The sequence below is a fragment of the Stenotrophomonas cyclobalanopsidis genome (assembly GCF_008710035.1).
In the GTDB taxonomy this organism is placed as follows: Bacteria; Pseudomonadota; Gammaproteobacteria; order Xanthomonadales; family Xanthomonadaceae; genus Stenotrophomonas; species Stenotrophomonas cyclobalanopsidis.
The window spans coordinates 42,752-67,315 of the sequence record NZ_VYKI01000004.1 but is presented as its reverse complement, the minus strand read 5'-3'; the positions used below and the strand labels follow the sequence as shown (position 1 = coordinate 67,315).

The following is a 24,564-nucleotide window of genomic DNA, read 5'->3' as shown; positions in this document are numbered from 1 at the left end:
GGGCCCCCCCCGTGTGGGTGTAGAGGCTCGGGCCCCCCCCCCCCCCCCCCATCCCCCCCCCCCCCCCCCCCCCCCCTCGACTCTACCAGGGCGCGCGCGGTATCACCCGGCCGCCTTCTGCCGCGGAATGATGGTGATGTGGCCGGTGGTTTCCAGCAGCGCCAGTTCGACGTCCTCCACCCGCAGGCAGCCCTGCTGGCGCAGCGCGGCGTCGAAATCCGCGGTGCTGACCAGCTCACGACGCAGCACCGCCGCCAGCAGGCGCCCGTCGCGGGCGATCACCACCGGCTCGCCTTCGATCATGCGTTCCATGCGCCGGCTGCGCGTGGTCAGCCAGCCCACGCCGTAGTTCAGCAGGATCAGCGTGGCGGCCAGCAGCAGGCCACCGCCCAGCGACGTGTCGGTGCCCAGCAGGGCGTTCTGCACCGCGTTGCCCAGCAGCACGATCAGCAGCACATCGAACGGGGTGATCTGCCCCAGCGCGCGCTTGCCGCCCAGCCGGACCATGCCCAGCACGACGACATAGACCACCACCGCGCGCAGGACGAATTCCCACCACGGCATCGCCAGTGCGAACAGATCGGGCATTGCGGTTTCCCCTGCGAAGCGATGCCCCAGCGTGGCGCAGCGAGGCACAAATAAAAAGCCCCGCTGACCAGGGGGAGGTCAACGGGGCCGGGGAACGGGCGCTTGGGGAGGAGCCCCCGTTCCGAGATCTGCTCCAGGGGATGGGAGAGATCCACAACAGGCGTTGCGCCTGTCGAGAGTTATAGAAACACTCCGAACACTAACGGTTCGTGAAGGGGCCCAATTTATTGTGGACCCCTGCCGGGAACATTCATCTTCGAGTCAGAAAAACCCGGCAAATGAACGATTCATGGCGTTATCAGCCTGAATGCGAGTCAGTGCGCCTCGTCCCAGTTAACCCCGACGCCGGTATCAACCTCCAGCGGCACCCGCAATTGGGCCGCTTGCGACATGCGCTCGATTACGTTCTTACGCAGCTCCTCGGTGAAACCGGCCTCGCTTTCGAACACCAGTTCATCGTGCACCTGCAGGATCATCCGCGCCGGGGCGCCGCTGTCATGCAGCCACTGGTCCACCGAGACCATCGCCCGCTTGATGATGTCTGCGGCCGTGCCCTGCATGGGGGCGTTGATCGCTGCGCGCTCGGCGCCGGCGCGCAGGCCCTGGTTGCGGGCGTTGATGTCGTTCAGGTACAGGCGGCGACCAAACAGCGTTTCCACATAGCCCTGCTCGCGCGCCTGCTGGCGCATCCGCTGCATGAAGTCGCGCACGCCGGGATATCGGCTGAAATACAGCGCGACATAATCCTGCGCCTGGCCGCGGTCGATGCCCAGGTTGCGGGCCAGGCCAAAGGCGCTCATGCCGTACATCAGGCCGAAGTTGATGGCCTTGGCAGCGCGGCGCTCGTTGGGCGTCACCTCTTCCAGCGCGCGCCCGAACACCTCGGCGGCGGTGGCCCGGTGGACGTCGGCGCCCTGCTCGAAGGCGCGTACCAGGCCCGGATCCTCGGACAGGTGGGCCATGATGCGCAGCTCGATCTGCGAATAATCGGCCGCCAGCAGCTGGAAGCCTTCCGGCGCCACGAAGGCGCGGCGGATGCGGCGGCCATCCTCGGTACGGATCGGGATGTTCTGCAGGTTCGGGTCGGACGAGGACAGGCGGCCGGTGGCCGCGCCGGACTGGTGGTAGCTGGTGTGCAACCGGCCGGTGTCCGGGTTGACCATCTCAGGCAGCTTGTCGGTGTAGGTGCTGCGCAGCTTGGCCAGGCCGCGGTACTCAAGGATCACCCGCGGCAGCTCGTGCTGGTCGGCGATCGCCTCCAGCGCCTCTTCATTGGTGCTCGGCTGGCCCTTGGGCGTCTTCACCACCGCCGGCAGCTTCAGCTCGTCGAACAGCACTGCCTGCAGCTGCTTGGGCGAATCCAGGTTGAAGCTGCGCCCGGCCAGCTCGGTGGCCTTCTGCTGCGCGGCCAGCATGCGCGAGGACAGGTCCTGGCTCTGCCGGCGCAGCTCATCGGCGTCGATGCGCACGCCGTTGGCTTCGATGCGGGTCAGCACCGGCACCAGCGGCATCTCGATGTCGCGGTACACGCTGTCCAGCGCCGGCTCGGCCAGCAGCTGCGGCTGCAGCGCATGGTGCAGGCGCAGGGTGATGTCGGCGTCCTCGGCCGCATAGCGGCTGGCTTCGTCGATGCCCACCTGCGAGAACGGGATCTGCTTGGCGCCCTTGCCGGCCACGTCCTCGAACTTGATGGTGGTGTAGCCCAGATAACGCTGGGCCAGCGAATCCATGTCGTGGCGGGTGGCGGTGGAATTGAGCACGAAGCTCTCGAGCATGGTGTCGTCGTGGTAGCCCTGCACGTCCACGCCGTGGCGGCGCAGCACGTGCAGGTCGTACTTGCCGTGCTGGCCCAGCTTCTTCTTCGCCGGGTCCTGCAGCACCGGGCGCAGCGCGTCCAGCACCTGCTGCAGCGGCAGCTGCGCCGGCGCACCGGGGTAATCGTGGCCGACCGGGATATAGGCCGCCTTGCCCGGCTCCACCGCCAGGCTGACGCCGACCAGGCGTGCACGCATGGCATCCAGCGCATCGGTCTCGGTATCGAAGCTGATCAGCGTGGCCTGCTGCACACGCTCGACCCAGGCCTGCAGCTGTTCGCTGCTCAGCACGGTTTCGTATTCGCCGGGCGCGGACAGCGCCGGGTCCAGCGCAGCGGCGGCCGGCGCTTCGGCGCTGCCCCGGGCGAAGCCGGCGGCGGTGCCGCGCAGGCTCGGGGTGGCTTCACTGGCGGCGGCCGGTGCCGGCAGCGGGCCGCCCAGCTCCTTCAGCGCCTGGGTGAAGCCGTAGCGCGCATACAGCTCGGTCAGTACCGGCACGTCCTGTTCGCGCAGGGCCAGGGTGGTCGGCGAGGCATCCAGCTCGACATCGGTGCGGATGGTCACCAGCTCGCGGTTCAGCGGCAGGCGGTCCAGCGCCGCGCGCAGGTTCTCGCCGATCTTGCCCTTCATGCTCGGCGCGGCGGCGATGACGCCATCCAGATGCTGGTATTCGGCGAGCCACTTGGCGGCGGTCTTCGGGCCGCACTTCTCCACGCCGGGCACGTTGTCCACGGTGTCGCCCATCAGCGCCAGCAGGTCGACGATCTGGTCGGCGCGCACGCCGAACTTGTCCATCACGGCGGCGTCGGAATCCATGCGGCTGCCGGTCATGGTGTTGACCAGCTCGATGCCCGGACGCACCAGCTGGGCGAAGTCCTTGTCACCGGTGGAAATGGTCACCTTCAGGTCCTGCGCCACGCCCTGCAGCGCCAGCGTGCCGATCACATCGTCGGCTTCCACGCCAGGGATGCGCAGGATGCTGATGCCCAGCGCTTCGACGATGCGGCACATCGGCTCGACCTGGCTGCGCAGGTCATCGGGCATCGGCGGGCGGTTGGCCTTGTACTGGTCGTACAGGTCGTCACGGAAGGTCTTGCCCGGTGCGTCGACGACGAAGGCGACGTAGGCCGGTCGCTCCTTCAGCGTCGAGCGCAGCATGTTGACCACGCCGAACAGCGCGCCGGTGGGCTCGCCCTGTGCGTTGGACAGGGGCGGCAGCGCGTGGAACGCGCGGTACAGGTAACTGGACCCGTCGATCAGGACTAATCTGCTCATGCGACGATTCTACGCGCCCCTGCCTGCACCGCGGCGACACGGCGGCGACGCATCCATGGGGCATAATCAGGCTCCGATCGATGCCAAGGCCCTGCCGATGAAGACCCTGATGCTGGCTTCCCTGCTGCTGCTTGCTGGCTGCGCCAGCATGGGTGGTGCAGGCGCTCCCCCGGTGGACGTGAAGGGCGCCGAAGTGTCCAGCCGCACCATGGACAATGGTGACCTCATCGAGGAGTACCGCGTGTCCGGCCAGCTGCGCATGGTCAAGGTGACCCCGTCGCGCGGCGCACCGTTCTACATGTACGACAAGAACGGCGATGGCCGCATGGACAACGACAAGGACGGCGTCTCGCCGGTGTACTGGAAGCTCTACAGCTGGTGATGGACATGGGGTCAGAGCCCTTTCCTGCGGAAAGGGATCCGACCCCCGGGCCGGCGGGTGATAGGTTCGCGCCGGATCTTACGGTTGATCCCATGACAGGCCCCGCAAGTGGGCCGGGATCGCGCTGCCATGAACCTTGAACCGGCAACCCCATCGCTGGTGGCATCCCTCGCCGCCGACCTGTGCCGCAGCAACGCACGCGCGCGCATCAGCCGCAACGGCACGGCCGACCCGCGCCTGCTGCGCATCCTCGATTACATCGACGACCACCTGGGTGAGAGCGAACTGGGCGAGCAGATGATCTGCGAGGCCTTCGGGATGTCCCGCTCCACGGTCTACCGGCTGTTCCAGGCCCACGGCGGGGTCGCGCGCTACATCCGCGAGTGCCGGGCCTGGCTGGCGCACCGCCATCTGGCGCGTGATCCGGGCTGCCGTCTCACCTGGTTGCTGTATGAAGTCGGATTCGCGTCAGAGCGCCAGTTCCAGCGCGCGTTCCTGGCGCAGTTCGGCATGTCGCCGGCCGATTGGCGGCTCGCCTGCAGGCAGCGTACACGGGGGCCGCTGCTGTCCTGAGCGGGCATGTTGCTGCCATCGGCGGGAAGGTGGCGCCGGCACGCGTCCTGCGTGCCGGCGCCGGGTCCCCTCCCCGGGAACGCTTGAAACCGCAGGTATCGATCAGCGGATGACCAGCACCGGCAGGGTGCTGCGCGCCAGCACTTCGGCGGTCTGGCTGCCCAGCAGCACGCGGGTCACGCCACGGCGGCCATGCGAGGTCATCACGATCAGATCGCTGTTGCGCTCGCCGGCCGTCTCGATGATGCCGTCGGCGGCGTAGCGGTCCAGCACATGGATGGGATTGGCGCGGATGCCCTGCTCGGCGGCCTTGGCCAGCGCCGGCTGCAGCACTTTCTGCGCGCCCTCCTCGCGGTCGGCCTTGTACTCCGGGCTGTTCATGTAGCCCACGCTCCAGCCCATGGCGTCATACATGCCCACCGCCCACGGCTCGGAGACCGTAACGATATCGACCTCGGCATTGAGATCCTTCGCCAGCTCCAGGCCCTTGGCCAGGCCCTTATCGGACAGCTCGGAGCCGTCGGTGGCGATCAGGATGCGGGTGTACATGGTGCGCCTCCTTGGCGGGGTGCCAGTTGGGAACACCACCATTGCACACCCGATGTGCAGGCCGCGCCTTGAGCAGGATCAATCCGTGCCCACGGGTAGCGCCGGGCCATGCCCGGCGGGACGAATCAACGGGCATGCCCGGCCGGGCGCCTGGGGTCACGCTTGCCCGGCTACCCTGGGTGGCGCATGCTGGCCGCGCGGCATGCCGCCGCCCGCGGGGAGCACGCACATGCAGGACCGCAAGCCAACGTCATGGATCACCCCACGGAACACTCTGCTGACCGTGGCCGCCGCGTTCGTTCTGTTCTACAGCGGCTACCAGGTGGGTAAGCACCTGGCCCTGCGCGAGAACGCGCAGCAGGCCGCAAGCCGGTAGAGTCGAGCTTGCTCGACTGCTCTTTGTGACCGGCAGCATCGTGCCAACCGAGGTTGGCACCTACCGGAACATGCGACGGCGCCCCGCCAACCAGATTGGCACGATGCCGAAGACACGCCTGCTCAGGCGATCTGCACGATGCGCGCGTTCTGGCACAGCGGGTAGCTGGCCACGAACGCCGCGATCGCATCACGCATCTTCTCGAACGATTCGCCGTACATGTACAGCGCGGTCTCGGTCGGGCCCTGCCACCAGCTGCAGATCTCGCCCAGGCCATCGATGTTATCGGACAGCTGCTCGAACACGTGGTTGGAGTCGCACTGCTCGTAGACTTCGTCCGGCAGGTTCAGGCCGTCCAGGTAGATGCCCAGGCCCTCGGTGACGCCGAAGGCGCGATCATCCTCGCCCACACGCTGCACCTGCGAACCCTTCGGTGCGCCCAACTGCTCCAGCAGGTCGATCAGCTTCGGCACACCGTCCGCATCGACCAGCGCCACTTCAATATCGCCGTACTCGACTTCGCCCAGGTCGGAGATCGCCGTGCCACCACCGTTCAACTCACCCAGCTGGGCAGCCTGCAGCAGCGCATCGAGCGGATCTTCGAACAGCTCGTGGCGATGCTCCGGCTGCAGCTTCGCATTCAACTTCACGGTGACGTGGAAGGTCGGCTCGGTCATGGGGGCGTTCCTGGAAGATGTGGGGCCTATTGTAGAGCCGAGCCCATGCTCGGCTGCGTGCGCCGGGAAAATCAGCCGAGCATGGGCTCGGCGCTACAGGTGTCCCGGCGCCCCCTCGACGGTGATCAGATCACCGTCAGGGTGGCGTAGGCCATCACCAGCCACTTGCTGCCGGCGTCGGCGAACTCGACCTGCACGCGGGCGTGGGCGCCGCTGCCTTCATAGTCGGTCACCATGCCTTCGCCGAACTTGGGATGGGTCACCAGCGCGCCCAGCTTCAGCGGCGGCGCCTCGATCGAGGCCTGGCCCATCACCCGGCTGCTGCCCAGCGATGCCGGCCGCGAGACCTGCACCTTCGGCCGCACTTCGTGCAGCAGCTCGCGCGGGATCTCGCGCAGGAAGCGCGAAGGCAGGCTGTAGTTGTCCTGGCCGTGGATACGGCGCGATTCGGCGTAGCACAGCACCAGCTTCTGCCGCGCGCGGGTGATGCCCACGTAGGCCAGCCGGCGCTCTTCTTCCAGGCGGCCGCTTTCCTCCAGCGAACGCGCGCTCGGGAACAGGCCGTCTTCCATGCCGGCCAGGAACACCAGCGGGAACTCCAGGCCCTTGGCCGAGTGCAGGGTCATCAGCTGCACGCCTTCCTCGCCCGCCTGCGCCTGGCCCTCACCGGCCTCCAGCGCGGCATAGGCCAGGAACGCGACCAGCTCGTCCATGTCCTCGCCCACTTCCTCGATGTCGTCGGCGCGGCGCAGGAAGCGCGAGGCCACCGAAACCAGTTCGTCGAGGTTGTCAGTACGCGATTCCGAATCCAGCGAATTGCGGCTTTCCTTGCTCCAGTGCTCGCGCAGCTGCGAGCGCGACAGCACATGGTCCACGCGCTCGGCGAGGGTCATGTGCAGGGTCTGTGCCTGCAGTTCGTTGACCAGCGCCAGGAAGCCGGCCAGCGCATTGCGTGCACGCGCGGCCAGGGCCGTGCCCTGAGTGACCAGCATAGTGGCCTCCCACAGCGAGATGCCCTGTGCGCGCGCCTCGCGACGCACCTCATCCAGGGTGCGCTCGCCGATGCCACGGGTCGGCGTGTTCACTGCGCGCTCGAAGGCGGCATCGTCATTGCGGTTGGACAGCAGGCGCAGGTAGGCCAGCGCGTCCTTGATTTCAGCACGCTCGAAGAAGCGCATGCCGCCATACACGCGGTACGGCACCTGTTCGCTCAGCAGCGCTTCTTCCAGCGCGCGCGACTGCGCGTTGCTGCGGTAGAGCACGGCCACTTCGGTATAGCTGCCGCCATCGCGCACCCACTGCCGCGCGCGCTCGACGATGTAACGCGCCTCGTCCATCTCGTTGTAGGCCGCATACAGGTCGATCGGCTCGCCGTCGCCGCTGTCGGTCCACAGTTCCTTGCCGATGCGGTCCGGGTTGTGCGCGATGACTGCGTTGGCCGCACCGAGGATGTTGGCGGTGGAACGGTAGTTCTGTTCCAGGCGGATGGTCTGCGCGCCGGGGAAATCGCGCAGGAAGCCCTGCACGTTCTCGACCTTGGCGCCGCGCCAGCCGTAGATGGCCTGGTCATCGTCGCCGACCACGAACACATGGCCTTCGTGCCCGGCCAGCACGCGCACGAAGGCGTACTGGATGGCGTTGGTATCCTGGAACTCGTCCACCAGGATTTCGCGGAAACGCGCGCGGTAATGCGCCAGCAGCGGCGGGTTGTCGCGCAGCAGTTCGTGCGCGCGCAGCAGCAGCTCGGCGAAGTCGACCAGGCCGGCGCGGTCGCAGCGCGCCTGGTATTCGGTGTAGGCCTGGCGCATGGTTTCCAGCCACGCATCATGCGGCTCGGGCTGGATGTGCTGCGGGCGCCGGCCCTCATCCTTCTGTTCGTTGATCCACCAGGCGATCTGCTTGGGCGGATGCTTGCTGTCGTCGATTTCCAGCGCCTGGACCACGCGCTTGACCAGCCGCAGCTGGTCGTCCGAATCCATGACCTGGAAGCCTTCGGGCAGCTTGGCGTCCTGCCAGTGCAGGCGCAGCAGGCGGTTGGCCAGGCCGTGGAAGGTACCGATCCACGCGCCGCGGCTGCCGTTGGGCAGCTGCGCGTCGATGCGGTGGCGCATCTCGCCGGCAGCCTTGTTGGTGAAGGTCACCGCAAAAATGCCGTGGGTCGGCACGCCTTCGACTTCATGCAGCCAGGCGATGCGGTGGGTGAGTACGCGGGTCTTGCCGGAACCGGCACCGGCCAGCACCAGGTGGTGGCCGGGGGGAGCGGAGACGGCTTCGCGCTGGGCCGGGTTCAGGCCATCGAGCAGGTGGGAGACATCCATGCCGCCATTTTACGGCATCGCCGTCGCGGCTCCTGCGACCACCTGCGTGGCCAGGGCCTGCGCCTGCTGACGCAGTTCAGGCACGGCCAGGCTTTCCCACAGGCTGCCGATGCGCAGGCTGCCGAGCGCGCCCAACCGCGCCTGCGCCGCACCGCTGCGGCTGCACAGGCGGTCGCCCGGCACGCTGCTGTCCAGGCCCAGGCCATGCGGCCCGGGGCGGGCCAGGCCGTCGGCCAGCAGCTGCAGCAGCAACGGGTTGCGCAGCGCACTGGCGCGGGTCTCGACGCCGGTGGCATTGACCACGGCGGCGACCGCCCACTGCTGTTCACCGCCAGCGGCATCGCGACCGGACAGGTGAAGCGCGTCGCCTTGGCGCCAGATGCGCTGCAGCCGGGCACAATGCAGGTGCAGCTGGCCACTGGCCTGCAGGGCCTGCAGCTGGGCATCGACATCCTCGGCGATGCGGTGGCGGTGCACGTCCCAATAGCGCACCACATGGCGCAGGAAGCATCGCTGGTCGGTTTCGTCCAGGCTGCACCACAGCGCCTGGCCATGCGGGCGGATGCGATCCATCACGCCCTGCCACGGCTGGCCATCGGCCTGCGTCTGCCGGGCGAAGCAACGCAGGGCCCGCACGCGCTGGCGCAGGGTCATCGGCAGCAGCACGGCCGGGTCGAAGTCCGGCAACACACCGTGTGCATGCGGCAGCGGCAACAGGCCGTGGCGCGAGATCACGTGCAGCGGACCGCTATGGCCGGCGGCGACCAGGGCCAGTACGGTGTCGGCCATGCTCAGGCCGGAACCGACGATGGCCAGCGCATGGGCACCGGCCAGGGTGCGCACGCTGTCATAGTCCCAAGCCTCGACCACGTCGTCGGCAGGCAGCGCATCGGCGCCGGCCACCGGCAGCGGGCGCATGCTGTTGCCGGTGGCGATGACCGCCTGCGCCGCGTGCAGCGTGCTGCCATCACCCAGTTGCAGGTGGAAGCCGTGGTCATCCGGCTGCAGGCCCAGCACCGGCTGAGCGATAACCTGAAGCTGCGCCGGGCTGGCGGCCGCCGCGTCCTGCAGGCGCTGCTGCAGGTAGGCGGCGAAGTGGTGGCGGCTCACATATCGCTCGCCGAGCAGCTCGCGCGCCTCGCCCGGGTAAGCGTTGACGGCCTGCAGGTAATCGAGGAAATCGCCGGGCCGGTCGGGGAAAGCGCTCATCTTCGCTGCGGGCACGTTCAGCAGGTGCTCCGGCCACGGCGTGGCGTAGGCGATGCCCTGTGCCAGCTGCGAGGCGGGCTCGAAGATGGCCAGCACCAGCGGCGCCTGGGCCTGGCGCAACACCTGGATCGCCACCAGCACACCGGCGGCACCACCGCCGATGATGGCCAGGTCCAGTTCGCCATGTCGCGATGAATCAGTCATGCACCGATTGTAGGCCATGCGAGGCGACGACCCGCGCGGTCACATCAACGCATCGGCCAACCGCGCGATGCCTTCGCGGCTGCGCTTCCAGGCCGGGCGCTGGCGCCACTGCTCCAGGTCCAGCAGGCGCGACTGGCGCAGGTAGTCGTCCTCGATGGCGCACAGCTGCTGCACCAGCGGCCGGTCGTAGCAGATCAGGCCGATCTCGGCATTCAGCGCGAAAGAACGGATATCCATGTTGATCGAGCCGAGCACGGCGATGTCCTCGTCCACGCTCATGTGCTTGGCGTGCAGGAACTGCGGCTCGTACAGGGCAATCTGCACGCCACACCGCAGCAGTTCCTCGTAGTACGCCTCCTGCGCCCACGAGGTCAGCCGCTGGTTGTTGCTGGCCGACAGGATCAGCTGAACCTTCACGCCGGACAGCGCGGCGATGCGCAGCGCGCTCAGCGTCGCTTCGTCAGGCACGAAATACGGCGTGACCATCACCAGCCGTCGTCGCGCCAGATGGATCAGCGCCGCCACCGCATCGCGCGCGTTGCTGTAGGGGTATGCCGGGCCACTGGGCAGCAGCTGGGTGGCGATGTCGTCGCCGCACTCGGGCACGTCGGCGATGACGTCCAGGCGCTGCCCGGTTTCCATGTACCAGTCGCTGGCGAACACCGCCTCCAGGTGGGCCACCGCCGGGCCGCGCACGCGCGCGACCAGCTCGCGGTTGGGGTGGCCAGGCACGAAGCGCGGCCCGGCCAGGTTCTGCGAGCCAACGTAGGCCAGTTCGTTGTCGATCACCGCGATCTTGCGATGGTTGCGCAGGTCCATGCGCCCGCTGCGGCGCCAGCGCAGGCCGCCGGGCAGCATCGCCCGCACTTCGATGTCGCGCGCCTGCAGGCGCTTGCGATAGGCGCGCAGGCCGCGCTTGGCACCCACCGCATCCAGCAGCACGCGGCACTGCACACCGCGCGCGGCGGCACGCTGCAGGGCTTCGACGATGGCCTCGCCCACCGCGTCGTCGAACATCAGGTAGTACAGCAGGTGGACGCGGTCCTCGGCCTGGTCGATGTCGGCGATGAGGGTGTGCAGCGATTCGTCGTAGTCGGTGAGCAGGTCGACCGCGTTGCCATGCACCGGCATGAAATCACCCTGGCGCTGCACCAGCGGCACGATCTCGGCGATGGCGGTGTCGGCCGTCGGGGTCCAGCGCAGGCGGTGCTGCAGCGCCTGTTCCTCGCGGATGACTTGCGACGCCTCGGCTTGCCGGCGGATGCGTTCGCGCGACAGCCAGGGGTGGCCGAACAGCAGGTACAGCGGCAGGCCCAGCAGCGGCACGAAGCCGACCAGCAGCAGCCAGCTGCGCGCCGCCCCCGGCGTGGTACGGGTGGGGATCCAGCACAGCGCGACCAGCCGGATGAGCCAGTCGATCAACAGCAGGTAGGAACCCAGCAGCCACTCGAACAGCATCGCGTCGCCCGTCAGAGGTGTGGGGGTCATTCTGCCCAGCCCCCCTTGTAGAGTCGAGCCATGCTCGACTGCCTTGAACCCATGTGCCAACCAAGGTTGGCATCTACCTGGCGTGAGGCACAAAAAAACCCGCCACGCGGGCGGGTTTTCCTGGAAGCGACCAGCAATCCTCGCGGATTACTTGATCTTGCCTTCCTTGTACGGGACATGCTTGCGCACGACCGGATCGTACTTGGAGAATTCCATCTTCCCCGGGGTGTTCTTCTTGTTCTTGTCGGTCGTGTAGAAGTGACCGGTACCAGCGGTCGAAATCATACGGACCTTATCGCGCTTGCCTGCCATGATCGTCTACTCCTCAGACCTTTTCGCCGCGCGCACGCAGCTCAGCCAGAACGGAATCGATACCGTTCTTGTCGATGGTGCGCAGTGCATGCGCGGAAACACGAAGCTTCACCCAGCGGTTCTCGCTGGCAACCCAGAAGCGGCGCTCGTGCAGATTCGGCAGGAAACGACGACGGGTCTTGTTGTTGGCGTGCGAGACGTTGTTACCCGTCTGCACTCGCTTGCCGGAAACCTGGCATACGCGGGACATTGCGCACCTCGATAGTAAGTTGTGTCAGCCCGTAGCCCGGGAGACGGCGGCCTCGGTGGTTACCCACCACACGTCAAGAGAATCAAAGGGTTACGCTGGCGTTGGGCGGCCGGGGACGTGCTCCCGGGGGCGCCGCCCGGTAGAAAACCGGACACAGCGAGCCGCGCATTATGCACGGGCTCAAGCACTTGCGCAAGTTACCCACAGGCGAGGTGACTGAACGTGGCACGCCCCGTTCATGGCGGGGCCGGCCATACTGACGGCCCCACCCGTGAAACCCCCGATGCGACTGCTGGCCTTGACCTATGGAACCGAAGGCGACACGCGCCCCCTGGTGATGCTGTGCCATGGGCTGCGCCAGGCCGGCCACGAGGTACTGCTGCTGGCCGAACAGGGCACGCTGGGCAGCGCGCGCGAACTGGGCGTGCCGCACGCGGCGCTGGAAGGCGACATCCACGACGAAGTGGTGGCCCTGGTGGCACGCGGCAACAACCTGGCCGCCGCCTCGCGCGGGCTGGCACGGATGGCCGGCCGCCACGTGCCGGCCTGGATGGCGCAGGCCGATGCGGCCGCCGCCGGCTGCGATGCCGTGCTGACCGGCGGGCTGGCCGCGCTGGTCGGCCTCAGCGTGGCCGAGCGTCATGGCCTTCCGGCCATCGGCACCGGCATGATTCCACTGACGCCGACGCGCGCCTTCGCGTCGCCCTTCCTGCCGCCGATGCCGTTGCCAGGCGTCCTGCGGCGGGCCAGCTACGGGCTGGTCAACCAGGCGGTGTGGCGCACCTTCCGCGGGCCGATCAACGCCGCACGCGCCGCACTGGGGCAACCGCCGCGCCGCACGCTGTGGACCGGCCTGCCGATGCTGTACGGCATCTCCCCGCAGCTGCTGCCGCCGCCTGCCGACTGGCCGGCCGACCACGTGGTGTGCGGGCAATGGCGGATGCCGGAACAACCGTGGTCACCGCCCGCCGACCTGCAGGCCTTCCTCGATGCCGGGCCCGCGCCTGTCTATCTCGGCTTCGGCAGCATGACCGGCTTCGACCGCGAGCGCGTGCTGCCGGCCTTGCTGCAGGCGCTGGCGCCGCGCCGAATACTGCTGTTTCCGGGCTGGGCCGGGCTGCCCTCAAGTGCATTGCCAGCGCACTTGTTCGTGCTCGGCCCGACCCCGCATGAAGCACTGTTCCCACGCTGTGCGCTGGCCATCCACCATGGCGGCAGCGGCACCACGCATTCGGCGTGCCGCGCCGGGATTCCTTCGCTGGTGATGCCGTTCGCCGCCGATCAGTTCTTCTGGGCGCGGCGCCTGCAGGCGCTGGGTGTCGCGCCTGCGCCGCTGTCACCGAAGCGGTTGGATGCAGCCACGCTTGCGGCAGCGATTGCGTTCGCCGAGGACAGCGCTGCGCGTGCGCGTGCCGCTGCACTGGGTGCGGCGATGGCTGGCGAAGATGGGGTGGCTACTGCGGTCGCCGCGATTGACGGAATTCGACCTTACAGCAAGCCAGACGTTGTTGTAGAACGTTGAACGTGCTCTGTCAGACCGGCCAAGCAGCCCATCAGATTTCTCGGAAAGCATTACGGACGCTCGGCCGACAATAAAAAACCCCGGACCCATCACTCACGAAAAGCATGTGAGGAGAGGAGCTGGCCGGGGTGTGCGCAGGGAATGCTAGGGGAAGATCAAACCGTGTTCAAGAGCCCCCACTGGGCATCACTCATCGATGTGAAGACCGCCGACGGAGTTGTGGAAGCCGTTTCATCGGTCAGGCTTGCACCTTACGGTCTGCCGGCCCCTGTCGCAGAAGCGCCTGTAATCAATCCGGCCAATCAAGCACCTGCTGGTGCATTGGCCGCAGCACTGGCCGGGGCACTTGCCGCCCAGCAGGCACCCGCCCCTGCTGCCCAGGCTCAAGGAAATACGCCTGCACCCCACTCATACGGAAGTTGTGGCGTTGAGGCAGTCGCGAGGCACGCCAGAAACATCACGCTGTGCGAGGCGATGTATCCCGTGCTTCACATGCTGGAAGTGGTGATGCGCAATCGCATTCACAACGCTTTCAGCCAGCACTTCGGAGCGCTCGATTGGTACGAACAGGCTTGGCTCAATGCAAACCATGCAAGGCTTGTCAGTGATGCACGAACAGAACTGACGAAGCGTAACAGGCCGCACCATCCTGATCGGGTCGTTGCCGAGCTCAGCTTCGGATTCTGGTGCGGGATGTTTCACTTCGCCTATGAAAATGGAAGACGGGCTGCGTGGCCTGCTCTCCTCGGTACGGTTCTGCCTGGCGTTCCCAAGTCCTGGAGAACCAGAGCAAAAGTCCAAAAGCGTGTCGAAGCTGCGCGCGCACTAAGAAATCGAGTGTTCCACCATGAGCCGGTCACCTTCCATCAGGATCTGCGAGACAGGCACAGACACTTGATCGAAGTTCTGGGCTGGTTTTCACCAGAGGCGCGGCAACACATTGAACAGATCTGCAGGTTTGATCGCGTCCATGACGACAATCTGTGCTTGACTCCGCCTGCACAGATGTAGATGCCGCCATCGGAGATTCATCAACGCAGGTGCGGAATCACCTGCGCCAGCAGATGCGCATCCTTCAGCGCGCCATGCAGGCCGCGATTACCGGGAATACGCAGGCGCTGCAGCACATCGTCCAGCTTGTTGCCCTGGCCGGGCCAACGCCCGCGCGCGAGTTTCAGGCTGCAGGTGATGCGGCAATGCTGGGCCAGGCTGCCAGGCATGCCGGCCAGGCGCAGCTCGTTGTCGAGGAAACCCACATCGAAGGTGGCGTTGTGCGCGACCATCTCGCTGCCACGCAGGAATTCCAGCAGCTCGGCGGCCTTGCTGGAGAACAGCGGCTTGCCGACCAGCATCGCGTCGCTGATGCCGTGCACGCGCTGCGCGCCCCAGTCCACCGAGCGCTGCGGCTGCAGGTAGGTGTGGAACTGGCGGCCGCTGAGCTGGCCATCGATCAGTTCCACCGCACCGATTTCGATGACCCGGTGACCCATGCGGTGGGAAATGCCGGTGGTTTCGGTATCCAGTGCGACGATGCGGCTCATGCGTGTGGCGGTTTCCTGATGCGTGCAGTAATGATTTTCGCATGCGCGGCGCGTGTCACCCCAACGCCTCCACCACCCAGTCAATGAACACCCGCAGGCGCTGGCTCATGTGCCGGTTCGGCGGAAACATCACGTGCATCGGCATCGGCGGCAGCTGCCAGTCCTGCAGCACCGGCTGCAGTTTACCGCTGGCCACGTGCGGGTCCGCCATGTAGCTCGGCAGCGCGACCACGCCCAGGCCCGCCACGCCGGCGGCCAGGTAGGCACTGCCATCATCGAAGCCCACCGCATGCCGGCCCTGCACTTCAATGCGCTCATCACCGCGCTGGGCGAGGAACACGCGTGCGCGACCGGTGCGCGGGCTGAGGAAGCCGACCATGTGATGGTCCGGCCCTTCCAGCGCGCGCGGGTGCGCGGGCACTCCGAAGCGCTGCAGGTAGGCGGGGCTGGCGTGGAAGCCGATCGACAGGCTGGCCAGCGGCCGCGCGACCAGCGCCGGATCGGCGGGCGCACCGCCACGGATCACGCAGTCCACGTTGTCGGCGATGACATCCACCTCGCGGTCGCTGACGCCGATGTCCAGCTGGATGTCCGGATAGCGCGCATGGAAATCCGGCAGCGCCGGCACCAGCCGCAGCCGCGCATACGGACCGGGCACGTCGATGCGCAGTCGCCCGCGTGGCTGGCTGGCAGCATCGCCGAGGCCGCCCTCCACTTCTTCCAGCTCAGCCAGCAGGCGCGCGATGCGCGGGTAGTAGGCCCCGCCATCGGCGGTGACGCTGACCCGCCGCGTGGTGCGGTGGAGCAGCCGCAGCCGCAGGTGCGCTTCCAGCTGCTGCACCAGCTGGGTGACCGTGGTGCGGCTGACCTGCAGGGTGTGCGCGGCACGGGTGAAGCTGCCGGTTTCCACCACGCGGGCGAAGGCGCGCATCGCCTCGAAACGGTCCATGGGCGGGCCGTGATTGTTTGGGATTGGCAATCAATCTAGGCCGATCATCGCTGTTTATCCAGACAGAGTCAGTGAGCAGCATGGAGACCTTCCCCTGGAGCCTCGCCGATGACCCCTCGTGATGTCGTTTTCCCCTCCGGCCGCCAGGCCCTGTACGAGCGCAACCGCTACTCGCCCGCCATCCGTTCCAACGGCTTCCTGTTCGTCTCCGGCCAGGTCGGCAGCCGCGAGGACGGCTCGCCCGAACCGGACTTCGAAACGCAGGTGCGCCGCGCCTTCGACAACCTCAACGCGGTGCTGGCCGCCGCTGGCTGCAGCTTTGATGACGTGATCGACGTAACCGTGTTCATGGTCGACCCGGAAACGAACTTCGAGAAGGCCTGGGCGATCGTGCCGGAATACTGGGGCGACGCACCGCACCCGACCCTGACCGGCATCGGCGTGACCTGGCTGTATGGGTTCCAGTTCGAGATCAAGGTGATCGCGAAGCTGCCCTGACGTCTGCTGTAGAGCCGAGCCCATGCTCGGCTCATGACAGGAAACCAGCCGAGCATGGGCTCGGCTCTACAGGGCGTCCCGACAGATCCCCGACCCGGCCATTGATATTGTATCCACCGGAAACTGCTTGCTAGCCTGCCCTCCATGCGCTGGATCGCCCGCCACCTCCGTTCGACCCTGCTGATGCTGCTGATGGCGGCATTCGTGGTCGTGCCGGTGGCCGATGTACTGGCCTGTGCAGTCGAACCGCATGACACGGTCGCGGCCCATGTCGAAGCGGTGCCTGACGATGCAGACGGCGACAGTGACGGCACGCATACCGGCGCCTGCAGCCATAACCACTGCCACCATTCCAACCTGAGCCTGCCGGCCGGCACCGATGCCACCTTCGGCACGCCGCTGCCGGCACGCTGGATGGCGGCCGGTGACAGCGCGACCTATGTCGTCGCGCAGGATGAACTGAAGCGTCCTCCCCGGGCGTGAGTTGAGCGCATCCCGCGATCGCGGGCTTCCGTTTCACTCACCACCGGACATCCTTCATGTCGAACTCGACACCTCGGTCGCTGCGTGCGGCCGGGCGGGTCATTGCCGTGTTGCTGGGCCTTGCCCCGGCACTGCAGGCGATGGCGCAAGCCGCCCCTTCCTACGACACCCTGCTTGAACGCCTGGACCAGCTGCCCGGCGCCCGCGTCGGCGCGGCCCTGGCCGACGCTGCCGAGGCACGCGCCGAGCAGGCACGCGCCCTGCCCAACCCATCCCTGTCCTACACCACAGAAAACGCCTGGGGTACCGGCAGCTATGGCGGCATGGGCCGCGCCGACAGCGTGCTCACCCTGTCCCAGCCACTGGAACTCTGGGGCCAGCGTGGTGCACGTGTACGTGCTGCCCGCGCCCAGACCCAGGCGGCCAGCCTGCGTGGCACACAGAACCGCAGTGATGTGGCCAGCCAGCTGGCGGCGGCCTACGCGCAGGCCGAGAGCGCGCTGCGTCGTTACGCCCTGGCCAAGGAAGCGCTGGCCCTGACCCGCGACGATGCCGCGGCGGTCGACGCCCTGGTCCAGCAGGGCCGCGAACCACAACTGCGCGTGGTGCAGGCGCGCAGCGAAGTGGCCAATGCCACGGCGGCGCTGGATGAAGCGCAGGCCTTCCGCGATGCGGCTTTGGCGCGCCTGACCAGTGCGGCCCTGCTGGATACGCCCGTGCAGTCGATCGACAACAGCCTGCTGGATCGCACACCGCCGCTGCCACGCGGCGCCGGGGATGCCGCGCTGGCGGTGCGCATTGCCGAAGCCGAAGCACAGGCGAGCACGCGCCTTGTCGACGTGGAGCGCAAGCGCGCCCTGCCCGACCTCAGCGTGACCGCCGCACAGACGCGCTTCCGCGAGGATCGCGAACAGGCCTACACGCTGGGGGTGAGCCTCTCCATCCCACTGTTCGACCGCAACCGCGGCGGCATCCGCGCGGCCAGTGCCGAACAGCGCGCGGCCGAGGCGCGCCTGGACCAGCAGCGCCGCGACAGCGAGGCCGAACGCCTCTCGGCCGTGGCCGGGCTGAAGGCCGCCAGCAGCCGCACACGCGCCGCCGATGAAAGCGTGGCCGCCGCCGAGGAGGCCTACCGGCTGGCCCGCATCGGCTTCGATGCCGGACGCATCTCGCAGCTGGAACTGCGCAGCACGCGCAGCGCGCTCATCGCCGCCCGCGGCAGCGCAGTGGATGCACGTCTGTCGCGCGTGGCGGCAGAACTCGATCTTGCCCGCCTGGAAGGGCGCGCCCCGTTTGTGGAGGTTCGCTGATGGTTACCCGTACGTTCTCGCTGTTGAGTGCTGCGCTGTTGGGTGCGCTGCTGCCCGGCTGCACTGGCACTGCACAGACGCCAACTGCCGCTGCCGACGATGGCCACGGCCATGCACCGGGCAGCACTGAAACCGCGCCCGACGCCGCGCCCGAGGCCGATGAAGGCGTGGTCGCGCTGACGCCGGAACAGATCAAGGCGTCCGCTATCGAGGTGGTCGCCGTCGGTCGAGGCGGTGGCGGCTCCACGCGCCTGTCCGGCCGTGTCGAACCCTCGATCGGCGCGCGTGCCTCGGTGGCGTCCAGCGTGACCGGCCGCGTTGAACGCGTGCTGGTGGCACCGGGCACGGCGGTAGAGCAGAACCAGACGCTGGCCATCGTGCTCAGCGGTGAGGCCGCGGTGTTCCGCGCCAACGCGCTGGCCGCCGCCGCCGAAGCCAAGGCTGCACGCCTGGCCCACGATCGTGACAAGGCGCTGGTGGAACAGGGCGTGGTCGCACGCCAGGATCTGGAAACCTCGCATGCACGGGCCATGGCCGCGCAGGCGCAGGCGGACGCCGCACAGGCACAGGCCGCCGCCAATGGCGCGCCCGATGCCAGCGGTCGCGTGCGCATCACCAGCCCGGTGGCCGGCATCGTCGGCAATGTGCAGGTCACGCCGGGTGGCGTGGTCGCTGCCGGAAGCGTGGTGGCCGAGGTCGCCGATCCGGCGATGAACGAGCTGGTGTTCACCGCACCACCGGCGCTGGCTGCGCAGGTCACGCCGGGCATGACGCTGGAAGTGAGCGTGCCGGGCGGCAGCTTCAGCGCCACCGTCACCGGCTCGGCCGCGGATGTGCGCCAGCAGGGCGGCGTGGCGGTCATCCGTGCCATGCCGGTGAACGCCGCGCTGCCGCCGGCCGGCTCGCCGGTATCGGCCGTGGTGGTCACCGAGGCCCAGGGCGACACGCTCAGCGTGCCGGCCGATGCGGTGCAGAACGTCGATGGCCGCAGCGCGGTGTTCGTCGCCGTCGACGGCGGTTTCAAGGCGCAGCCGGTGCTGGCCGGCCGCCGTGCCGGTGACCGCATCGAGATCCTCGGTGGCCTGACCGGCAACGAACGCATCGTCGGCGCCAACGCTTTCCTGCTCAAGGCCGAACTGGCCAAGGGCGAAGCCGAGCACGGCCACTGAGGAGGCGACCATGTTCAAGCTGATCATTGAAGCCGCGGTCCGCCACCGCTGGCTGGTGGTGGTGGTTGCCGCGCTGCTCGCGGCGGTCGGCCTGCTGCAGCTGGGCAAGCTGCCGATCGACGCGGTGCCGGACATCACCAACCGCCAGGTGCAGATCAACACGGTGGCACCGGCACTGACGCCGGAACAGATCGAACGGCAGGTGACCTACCCGCTCGAAACCGCGCTGGCCGGCATTCCCGGCCTGGCCACCACCCGCTCGCTGTCACGCAACGGCTTCTCGCAGGTCACCGCCATCTTCACCGATGCGACCGACATCTACTTCGCCCGCCAGCAGGTGGCCGAGCGCATGCGCGAGGCCGACGACGATCTGCCCGACGGTACGTCGCCGCTGCTGTCGCCGGTCACCACCGGCCTGGGCGAGGTGCTGATGTGGACGGTGGACTTCACCGCGTTCGATCCGGCCCAGCTGGCCAGACCCGGTGCGGCCGGCTGGCAGGCCGGCGAGGTCTACCGCACGCCGGAAGGCACCCTGCTGCGCACGCCGGAAGAACGTGCCACCTACCTGCGCACCGTGCAGGACTGGATCATCGCGCCGCAGATGCGCTCCAGCCCGGGGCTCGCCGGCGTCGATACGGTCGGCGGCTACGTCAAGCAATACGGCGTGCATCCGGACAGCGCGCGGCTGGCCGCGCATGGGCTCGGCCTGGCCGACCTGGTCACCGCCCTGCAGCGATCCAACGTGCAGGCCGGCGCCGGCTTCGTGCAGCGTGCCGGTGAGGGCCTGGTGGTGCGTGCCGATGGCCTGGCGCTGACCACCGGCGATCTGGCGCAGGCTCCGGTGGCCACGCGCAATGGCGTGGTGGTGCGGGTAGCCGATGTCGCCGAGGTGGCCTTGAGCCGCGCGCCACGCCTGGGTGCGGCCAGCCGCAACGGCCATGAAGCCGTGCTCGGCACTGCGCTGATGATTGCCGGCGGCAACAGCCGCACGGTGGCCCAGGCCGCCGCGGAACGCCTGCAGCAGGTGAATGCCTCGCTGCCACCGTCCATCGTGGCGGTGCCGGTGCTGGACCGCAGCGAGCTGGTCAACGCCACCATCCAGACCGTGGCGAAGAACCTCAGCGAAGGCGCGCTGCTGGTGGTGGTGGTGCTGTTCCTGCTGTTGGGCAACCTGCGCGCAGCGGCGATCACCGCGCTGGTGATCCCGCTGTCGTTCCTGTTCGCGGTGACCGGCATGAGCCGCTTCGGCATCAGCGGCAACCTGATGAGCCTGGGTGCGCTGGATTTCGGCATCCTGGTGGATGGCGCGGTGATCGTGATCGAATCTACGCTGCTGATGCTGGGCCAGCGCCGCGCCGAGCTGGGCCGTGCGCTGACCGCGATGGAACGCCTGCGCGTAGCCGCCGATTCGGCGCGGAAGATGGCGCGACCGGCGGCCTTCGGCCAGCTGATCATCCTGCTGGTGTTCGCACCGATCCTCACCCTGGAAGGCGTGGAGGGCAAGACGTTCCACCCGATGGCGGCCACCTTCATGCTGGCCCTGGTCGGCGCCTTCATCTTTTCCTTCACCTTCGTGCCGGCAATGGCCGCACTGCTGTTACGCGAGCCCACGGTGAAGGACGGCGACGCACATGCTGGCGACGGCGAGCACGAGACGAAACTGATCCGCGTGCTGCGTGCGCGTATCGAACCTGTGGTCCGTCGTGCGGTCGCGCATCCGCGCACGGTGCTGGCCGGTGCGGTGATGATGGTGGTCGTGGGCATCGGCTCGTTCTCGCTGCTGGGCCGCGAGTTCATGCCCACCCTGGACGAAGGCAACGTGGCGATGCAGGCCCTGCGCGTGCCGTCCACTTCACTGGAGCAGTCGCTGGCGATGCAGCTGGCGCTGGAGAAAGCGCTGGGCGAACAGCCGGAAGTGGAGACGGTGTTCTCGCGCACCGGCACCGCCGAGGCGGCCATCGACCCGATGCCGACCAACATCTCCGACAGCGTGATCGTGCTGAAGCCGCGCGCGCAGTGGCCCGATCCGTCGCTGGACAAGGAAGCGCTGGTGCAGCGTTTCGAGCAGCTGGCCGGGCAGCAGCTGGGCAACAGTTTCGAGTTCAGCCAGCCGATCGAGCTGCGCTTCAACGAGCTGATTTCCGGCGTGCGCACGGACCTGGCAGTGATGGTGTACGGCGATGATTTCGCCGCCCTGCAGAAGGTGGCCGAGCAGGTAGCGTTGAAACTGCGCGCGGTGGACGGCGCCGCCGACGTGCGGGTGGAGCAGATTTCCGGCCTGCCCACGCTCAACGTCAAGATCGATCATGTGGCGGCCGCGCAGCATGGGCTGACCGCGGCGGACGTGAGTGATGCGTTGTCCACCGGCATCGGTGGTACCGCGGCCGGGCGGATCTTCGAAGGCGACCGTCGCTTCGATGTGGTGGTGCGCCTGGACGATGCCGCACGCAACGACCCGGACCAGCTGGCCTCGCTGCCGATCGCCACGCCGGCAGGCCAGGTGGTGCCGCTGTCCTCGCTGGCACGCATCAGCGTCAGCGAAGGGCCGAACCAGATCAGCCGCAGCGACGGCAGCCGCCGCGTCGTGGTGCAGGCCAACGTGCGCGGCCGCGATCTCGGTGGCTTCGTCAGCGAAGCCCAGGCGGCGGTGGCCGACGTGGCGTTGCCGGCCGGTGCCTACCTGCGCTGGGGCGGCCAGTTCGAGAACCTGCAGCGCGCGGAGAAGCGGCTGGCCACGGTGGTGCCGGTGGTGTTCCTGCTGATCGGCGGCCTGCTGTTCATGGCCCTGCGCAGTGGCAGGGAAGCGCTGCTGGTGTTCAGCTGCGTGCCGCTGGCGCTGGTCGGCGGCATCCTCGCCCTGCTGCTGCGTGGCATGCCGTTCTCGGTGTCGGCGGCGGTGGGCTTCATCGCCGTCTCCGGCGTGGCCACGTTGAACGGCCTGGTGCTGATGCAGGCGATCCGCGAGCGCCTGGAAGGTGGCGACCTGCCGATGCAGGCGGCCATCAATGGTGCCGCCAGCCGCATCCGCGCGGTGCTGACCACGGCCCTGGTGGCCATCGTCGGCTTCGTTCCGATGGCCATCGCCAGCGGTGCAGGTGCCGAAGTGCAGAAGCCGCTGGCGACGGTGGTGATCGGTGGGTTGATCACCGCCACGGTGCTGACGTTGCTGGTGCTGCCGACGTTTGCCGGGCGGCTGGTGAAGCGCTGAGGAGCAGTGGGTCAGCCGCGCTTCGCGCTCGCCGGGCATGGCCCGGCGCTACCGGAATGCACCGCGGTAGCGCCGGGCCATGCCCGGCAACGCGTCGGGTCAGGCCTTCTTGCGCTCGGCGATGTACGCCTGGATCTGTTGTTCCAGCACCGGCAGCGGCACCGAACCCTGCTTCAGGATCACGTCGTGGAAGCCCTTGATGTCGAACTTGTCGCCCAGTTCCTTTTCGGCCTGTGCGCGCAGGCGCACGATGGCGATCTCGCCCAGCTTGTAACTCAGCGCCTGGCCCGGCCAGGAGATGTAACGATCCACCTCGGTGGTCACTTCATGCTCGCTCAGCGCGGTGTGGTCGCGCAGGTAGGCCAGGGCCTGCTCGCGGGTCCAGCCCTTGCTGTGCACGCCGGTGTCGATGACCAGGCGCGCGGCGCGCCACATTTCGTAGGTCAGGCGGCCGAAATCCTCGTACGGGGTTTCGTAGATGCCCATTTCCACGCCCAGCTTCTCGCAGTACAGCGCCCAGCCTTCGCCATAGGCGGAGATGTAGGCGTTGCGGCGGAATTCGGGCAGGTCCTTCTGCTCGGAGGCGATCGCGCCCTGCAGCGCATGGCCCGGGTCGGACTCATGCAGGGTCAGCGCCGGCAGGTTGTACAGCGGGCGCGACGGCAGGTCGTAGGTGTTGACCCAGTAGGTGCCCATGCCACCGCGACCGGCGGTCCAGAACGGGGCGATATCCGGCGGCACCGGCACGATGGTGAAACGCGCACGCGGCAGCGTCATGAACCGGGCGAGCTGGCCATCGGCGCGCTTGGAGATCCACGCCGCGCGCGACAGCAGCTCTTCCGGGGTCTTGGCGTAGAACTGCGGATCGGTGCGCAGGAAGGTCAGGAATTCGGCGAAGCTGCCCTTGAACTGCACCTGCTGGATGATGTCGTTCATCTCCTTCTGGATGCGCGCCACTTCACCCAGGCCGATGCGGTGGATCTCGTCGGGCGACAGGTCCAGCGTGGTGTATTCGTGGATCTGCTGCTTGTAGAAGGCCTTGCCACCGGGCATGGCCTCGGCGGCCAGGGTGGTGCGCGCCTGCGGCACGTATTCGCTGACGAAGAACGTGCGCAGCTGCTGGAACGCCGGCACCACCTTGCCGCTGATGGCGGCAGCGGCCTGTTCGCGCAGGGCAGCCTGTTCGGCGGCCGGGATGCTGGCGGGCAGCTTCTTGAACGGCGCGTACAGCGGCGAGGTCGTCGGATCCTTCAGCTCGGCGACGGTGGCGATGGAGACCTCGCGGCCGTCCAGCACCGCGCGCGGCACGCTGAAACCGCGCTTGAGGCCGGCGCGCATGTTGTCGGTCTGCTGGCCGAAGTAGCGCGGCACGTCGTTCAGGCGGGCGATGTAGTTGCGGTAGTCCTGCGCGGTCTTCATCTCGCGCCGGGCCATGAAGGACAGGTTGGACCAGAACGAGGAGTCCGAATTGAATGGCATCTCGTAGGTGTGCAGGCGCGTGGCTTCGGCCAGGTTGAAGACCTGGTCGCGGTAGATCGCGTAGTTGACCTGGTTGTCGGCCGACAAGGCCTTGAGGTCGATCTTCTTCAGGTCGGCCAGGGTTTCGTCCCAGACCTTCAGGCGGGCCTGCTGCGCGGCCGGGCCGACATCCGGCATGCGGGTGGCGTTGGCCGGCGCGTCCTCGTCCTCGCTGGCTTCGCCACCGCCATCCTGGCGCCACTTCCACTCCTTCTCGTACAGCGCACGGAAGGCAGCATCGGCGGCCGATTCGGCGGCCATGCTGGCCGGAGCGGCGGCCGGCGGGGCAGCCAGGGCGACCGCGGGGGCGGACAGGGCAATCAACAGAGCTACGGCGAGGCGGGTTTTCAC

22 protein-coding genes are annotated in these 24,564 nt (G+C 67.9%); 10 read left to right on the top strand and 12 right to left on the bottom strand.

All coding sequences use genetic code 11. The features are described from left to right. Positions 1-102: 102 nt before the first annotated feature. Together FJU31_RS04765 and polA are read right to left on the bottom strand one after the other, a co-directional pair. On the bottom strand, positions 103-588 hold the full coding sequence (locus FJU31_RS04765; RefSeq protein WP_150453710.1) for a DUF421 domain-containing protein: 486 nt from the start codon (positions 586-588) through the stop codon (positions 103-105). A 314-nt stretch (positions 589-902) separates the two neighbouring features. Further along, positions 903-3,677 carry a DNA polymerase I gene (gene polA / locus FJU31_RS04760; RefSeq protein WP_150453709.1) on the bottom strand — a complete coding sequence of 925 codons (2,775 nt, stop codon included), beginning with the start codon at positions 3,675-3,677 and terminating at the stop codon, positions 903-905. A 97-nt stretch (positions 3,678-3,774) separates the two neighbouring features. On the opposite strand from polA, the gene FJU31_RS04755 reads away from it, so the two are divergent. Both FJU31_RS04755 and FJU31_RS04750 read left to right on the top strand, forming a co-directional pair. Then, entirely contained in the window at positions 3,775-4,059 is a 285-nt protein-coding gene (locus tag FJU31_RS04755) for a DUF2782 domain-containing protein (RefSeq protein ID WP_150453847.1), read from the top strand. Between the two features lie 129 nt (positions 4,060-4,188). Next, positions 4,189-4,632, top strand: coding sequence for a helix-turn-helix domain-containing protein (locus tag FJU31_RS04750; protein WP_150453708.1), 444 nt, complete (start codon positions 4,189-4,191; stop codon positions 4,630-4,632). A gap of 102 nt (positions 4,633-4,734) precedes the next feature. On the opposite strand, the gene FJU31_RS04745 is transcribed toward FJU31_RS04750, so the two are convergent. Beyond that, entirely contained in the window at positions 4,735-5,181 is a 447-nt protein-coding gene (locus tag FJU31_RS04745; protein ID WP_079224261.1) for a universal stress protein, read from the bottom strand. A gap of 229 nt (positions 5,182-5,410) precedes the next feature. Here FJU31_RS04745 and FJU31_RS19265 point away from each other — a divergent pair, with 229 nt between their 5' ends. Continuing rightward, positions 5,411-5,557 carry a hypothetical protein gene (locus FJU31_RS19265; protein WP_188115452.1) on the top strand — a complete coding sequence of 49 codons (147 nt, stop codon included), beginning with the start codon at positions 5,411-5,413 and terminating at the stop codon, positions 5,555-5,557. 122 nt (positions 5,558-5,679) lie between these two features. Here FJU31_RS19265 and FJU31_RS04740 read toward each other — a convergent pair whose 3' ends face one another. The 6 genes from FJU31_RS04740 to rpmB form a co-directional block, all read right to left on the bottom strand. Continuing rightward, positions 5,680-6,234 (bottom strand): hypothetical protein, encoded by a 555-nt coding sequence (locus FJU31_RS04740; RefSeq protein WP_150453707.1) that lies wholly within the window; start codon positions 6,232-6,234, stop codon positions 5,680-5,682. A 125-nt stretch (positions 6,235-6,359) separates the two neighbouring features. Then, positions 6,360-8,552, bottom strand: coding sequence for a DNA helicase II (gene uvrD, locus FJU31_RS04735; protein WP_150453706.1), 2,193 nt, complete (start codon positions 8,550-8,552; stop codon positions 6,360-6,362). Positions 8,553-8,561: 9 nt separating this feature from the next. Next, complete coding sequence (locus FJU31_RS04730) at positions 8,562-9,983, bottom strand: FAD/NAD(P)-binding protein (protein ID WP_150453705.1); 1,422 nt, start codon at positions 9,981-9,983, stop codon at positions 8,562-8,564. A gap of 21 nt (positions 9,984-10,004) precedes the next feature. Continuing rightward, complete coding sequence (cls, locus tag FJU31_RS04725) at positions 10,005-11,423, bottom strand: cardiolipin synthase (RefSeq protein ID WP_150453846.1); 1,419 nt, start codon at positions 11,421-11,423, stop codon at positions 10,005-10,007. Between the two features lie 177 nt (positions 11,424-11,600). Beyond that, the gene (gene rpmG / locus FJU31_RS04720) at positions 11,601-11,768 is read right to left on the bottom strand and encodes a 50S ribosomal protein L33 (RefSeq protein WP_170272460.1); all 168 of its coding nucleotides are present in this window, start codon (positions 11,766-11,768) and stop codon (positions 11,601-11,603) included. A 10-nt stretch (positions 11,769-11,778) separates the two neighbouring features. Beyond that, positions 11,779-12,015, bottom strand: a complete 237-nt coding sequence (gene rpmB / locus FJU31_RS04715; protein ID WP_005411638.1) for a 50S ribosomal protein L28 — start codon at positions 12,013-12,015, stop codon at positions 11,779-11,781. A 283-nt stretch (positions 12,016-12,298) separates the two neighbouring features. Between rpmB and FJU31_RS04710 the strand changes: the two genes are divergently transcribed. Next, positions 12,299-13,537, top strand: a complete 1,239-nt coding sequence (locus tag FJU31_RS04710) for a glycosyltransferase (protein ID WP_150453704.1) — start codon at positions 12,299-12,301, stop codon at positions 13,535-13,537. 162 nt (positions 13,538-13,699) lie between these two features. Next, positions 13,700-14,548: a hypothetical protein gene (locus tag FJU31_RS04705; RefSeq protein WP_150453703.1), complete on the top strand. Its 849-nt coding sequence runs from the start codon at positions 13,700-13,702 to the stop codon at positions 14,546-14,548. Between the two features lie 20 nt (positions 14,549-14,568). Here FJU31_RS04705 and dnaQ read toward each other — a convergent pair whose 3' ends face one another. Both dnaQ and FJU31_RS04695 read right to left on the bottom strand, forming a co-directional pair. After that, the gene (gene dnaQ, locus FJU31_RS04700; protein ID WP_150453702.1) at positions 14,569-15,078 is read right to left on the bottom strand and encodes a DNA polymerase III subunit epsilon; all 510 of its coding nucleotides are present in this window, start codon (positions 15,076-15,078) and stop codon (positions 14,569-14,571) included. A 55-nt stretch (positions 15,079-15,133) separates the two neighbouring features. Further along, positions 15,134-16,027 (bottom strand): LysR family transcriptional regulator, encoded by an 894-nt coding sequence (locus FJU31_RS04695; protein ID WP_150453701.1) that lies wholly within the window; start codon positions 16,025-16,027, stop codon positions 15,134-15,136. Positions 16,028-16,135: 108 nt separating this feature from the next. Between FJU31_RS04695 and FJU31_RS04690 the strand changes: the two genes are divergently transcribed. From FJU31_RS04690 to FJU31_RS04670, 5 genes are all read left to right on the top strand, one after another. Then, the gene (locus FJU31_RS04690; RefSeq protein WP_150453700.1) at positions 16,136-16,525 is read left to right on the top strand and encodes a RidA family protein; all 390 of its coding nucleotides are present in this window, start codon (positions 16,136-16,138) and stop codon (positions 16,523-16,525) included. Between the two features lie 144 nt (positions 16,526-16,669). Continuing rightward, positions 16,670-17,008, top strand: a complete 339-nt coding sequence (locus tag FJU31_RS04685; RefSeq protein ID WP_150453699.1) for a hypothetical protein — start codon at positions 16,670-16,672, stop codon at positions 17,006-17,008. Between the two features lie 56 nt (positions 17,009-17,064). Further along, a complete protein-coding gene (locus FJU31_RS04680; protein ID WP_150453698.1) occupies positions 17,065-18,318 on the top strand; it encodes a TolC family protein in 1,254 nt (417 codons plus the stop codon). Then, a complete protein-coding gene (locus FJU31_RS04675) occupies positions 18,315-19,487 on the top strand; it encodes an efflux RND transporter periplasmic adaptor subunit (RefSeq protein ID WP_150453697.1) in 1,173 nt (390 codons plus the stop codon). The genes FJU31_RS04680 and FJU31_RS04675 overlap by 4 nt, the downstream gene beginning before the upstream one ends. Positions 19,488-19,497: 10 nt before the next feature. Next, entirely contained in the window at positions 19,498-22,695 is a 3,198-nt protein-coding gene (locus tag FJU31_RS04670; RefSeq protein ID WP_150453696.1) for an efflux RND transporter permease subunit, read from the top strand. A gap of 99 nt (positions 22,696-22,794) precedes the next feature. Here the strand turns inward: FJU31_RS04670 and FJU31_RS04665 are convergent, their stop codons facing one another. Beyond that, positions 22,795-24,564 carry a DUF885 domain-containing protein gene (locus FJU31_RS04665; RefSeq protein ID WP_150453695.1) on the bottom strand — a complete coding sequence of 590 codons (1,770 nt, stop codon included), beginning with the start codon at positions 24,562-24,564 and terminating at the stop codon, positions 22,795-22,797.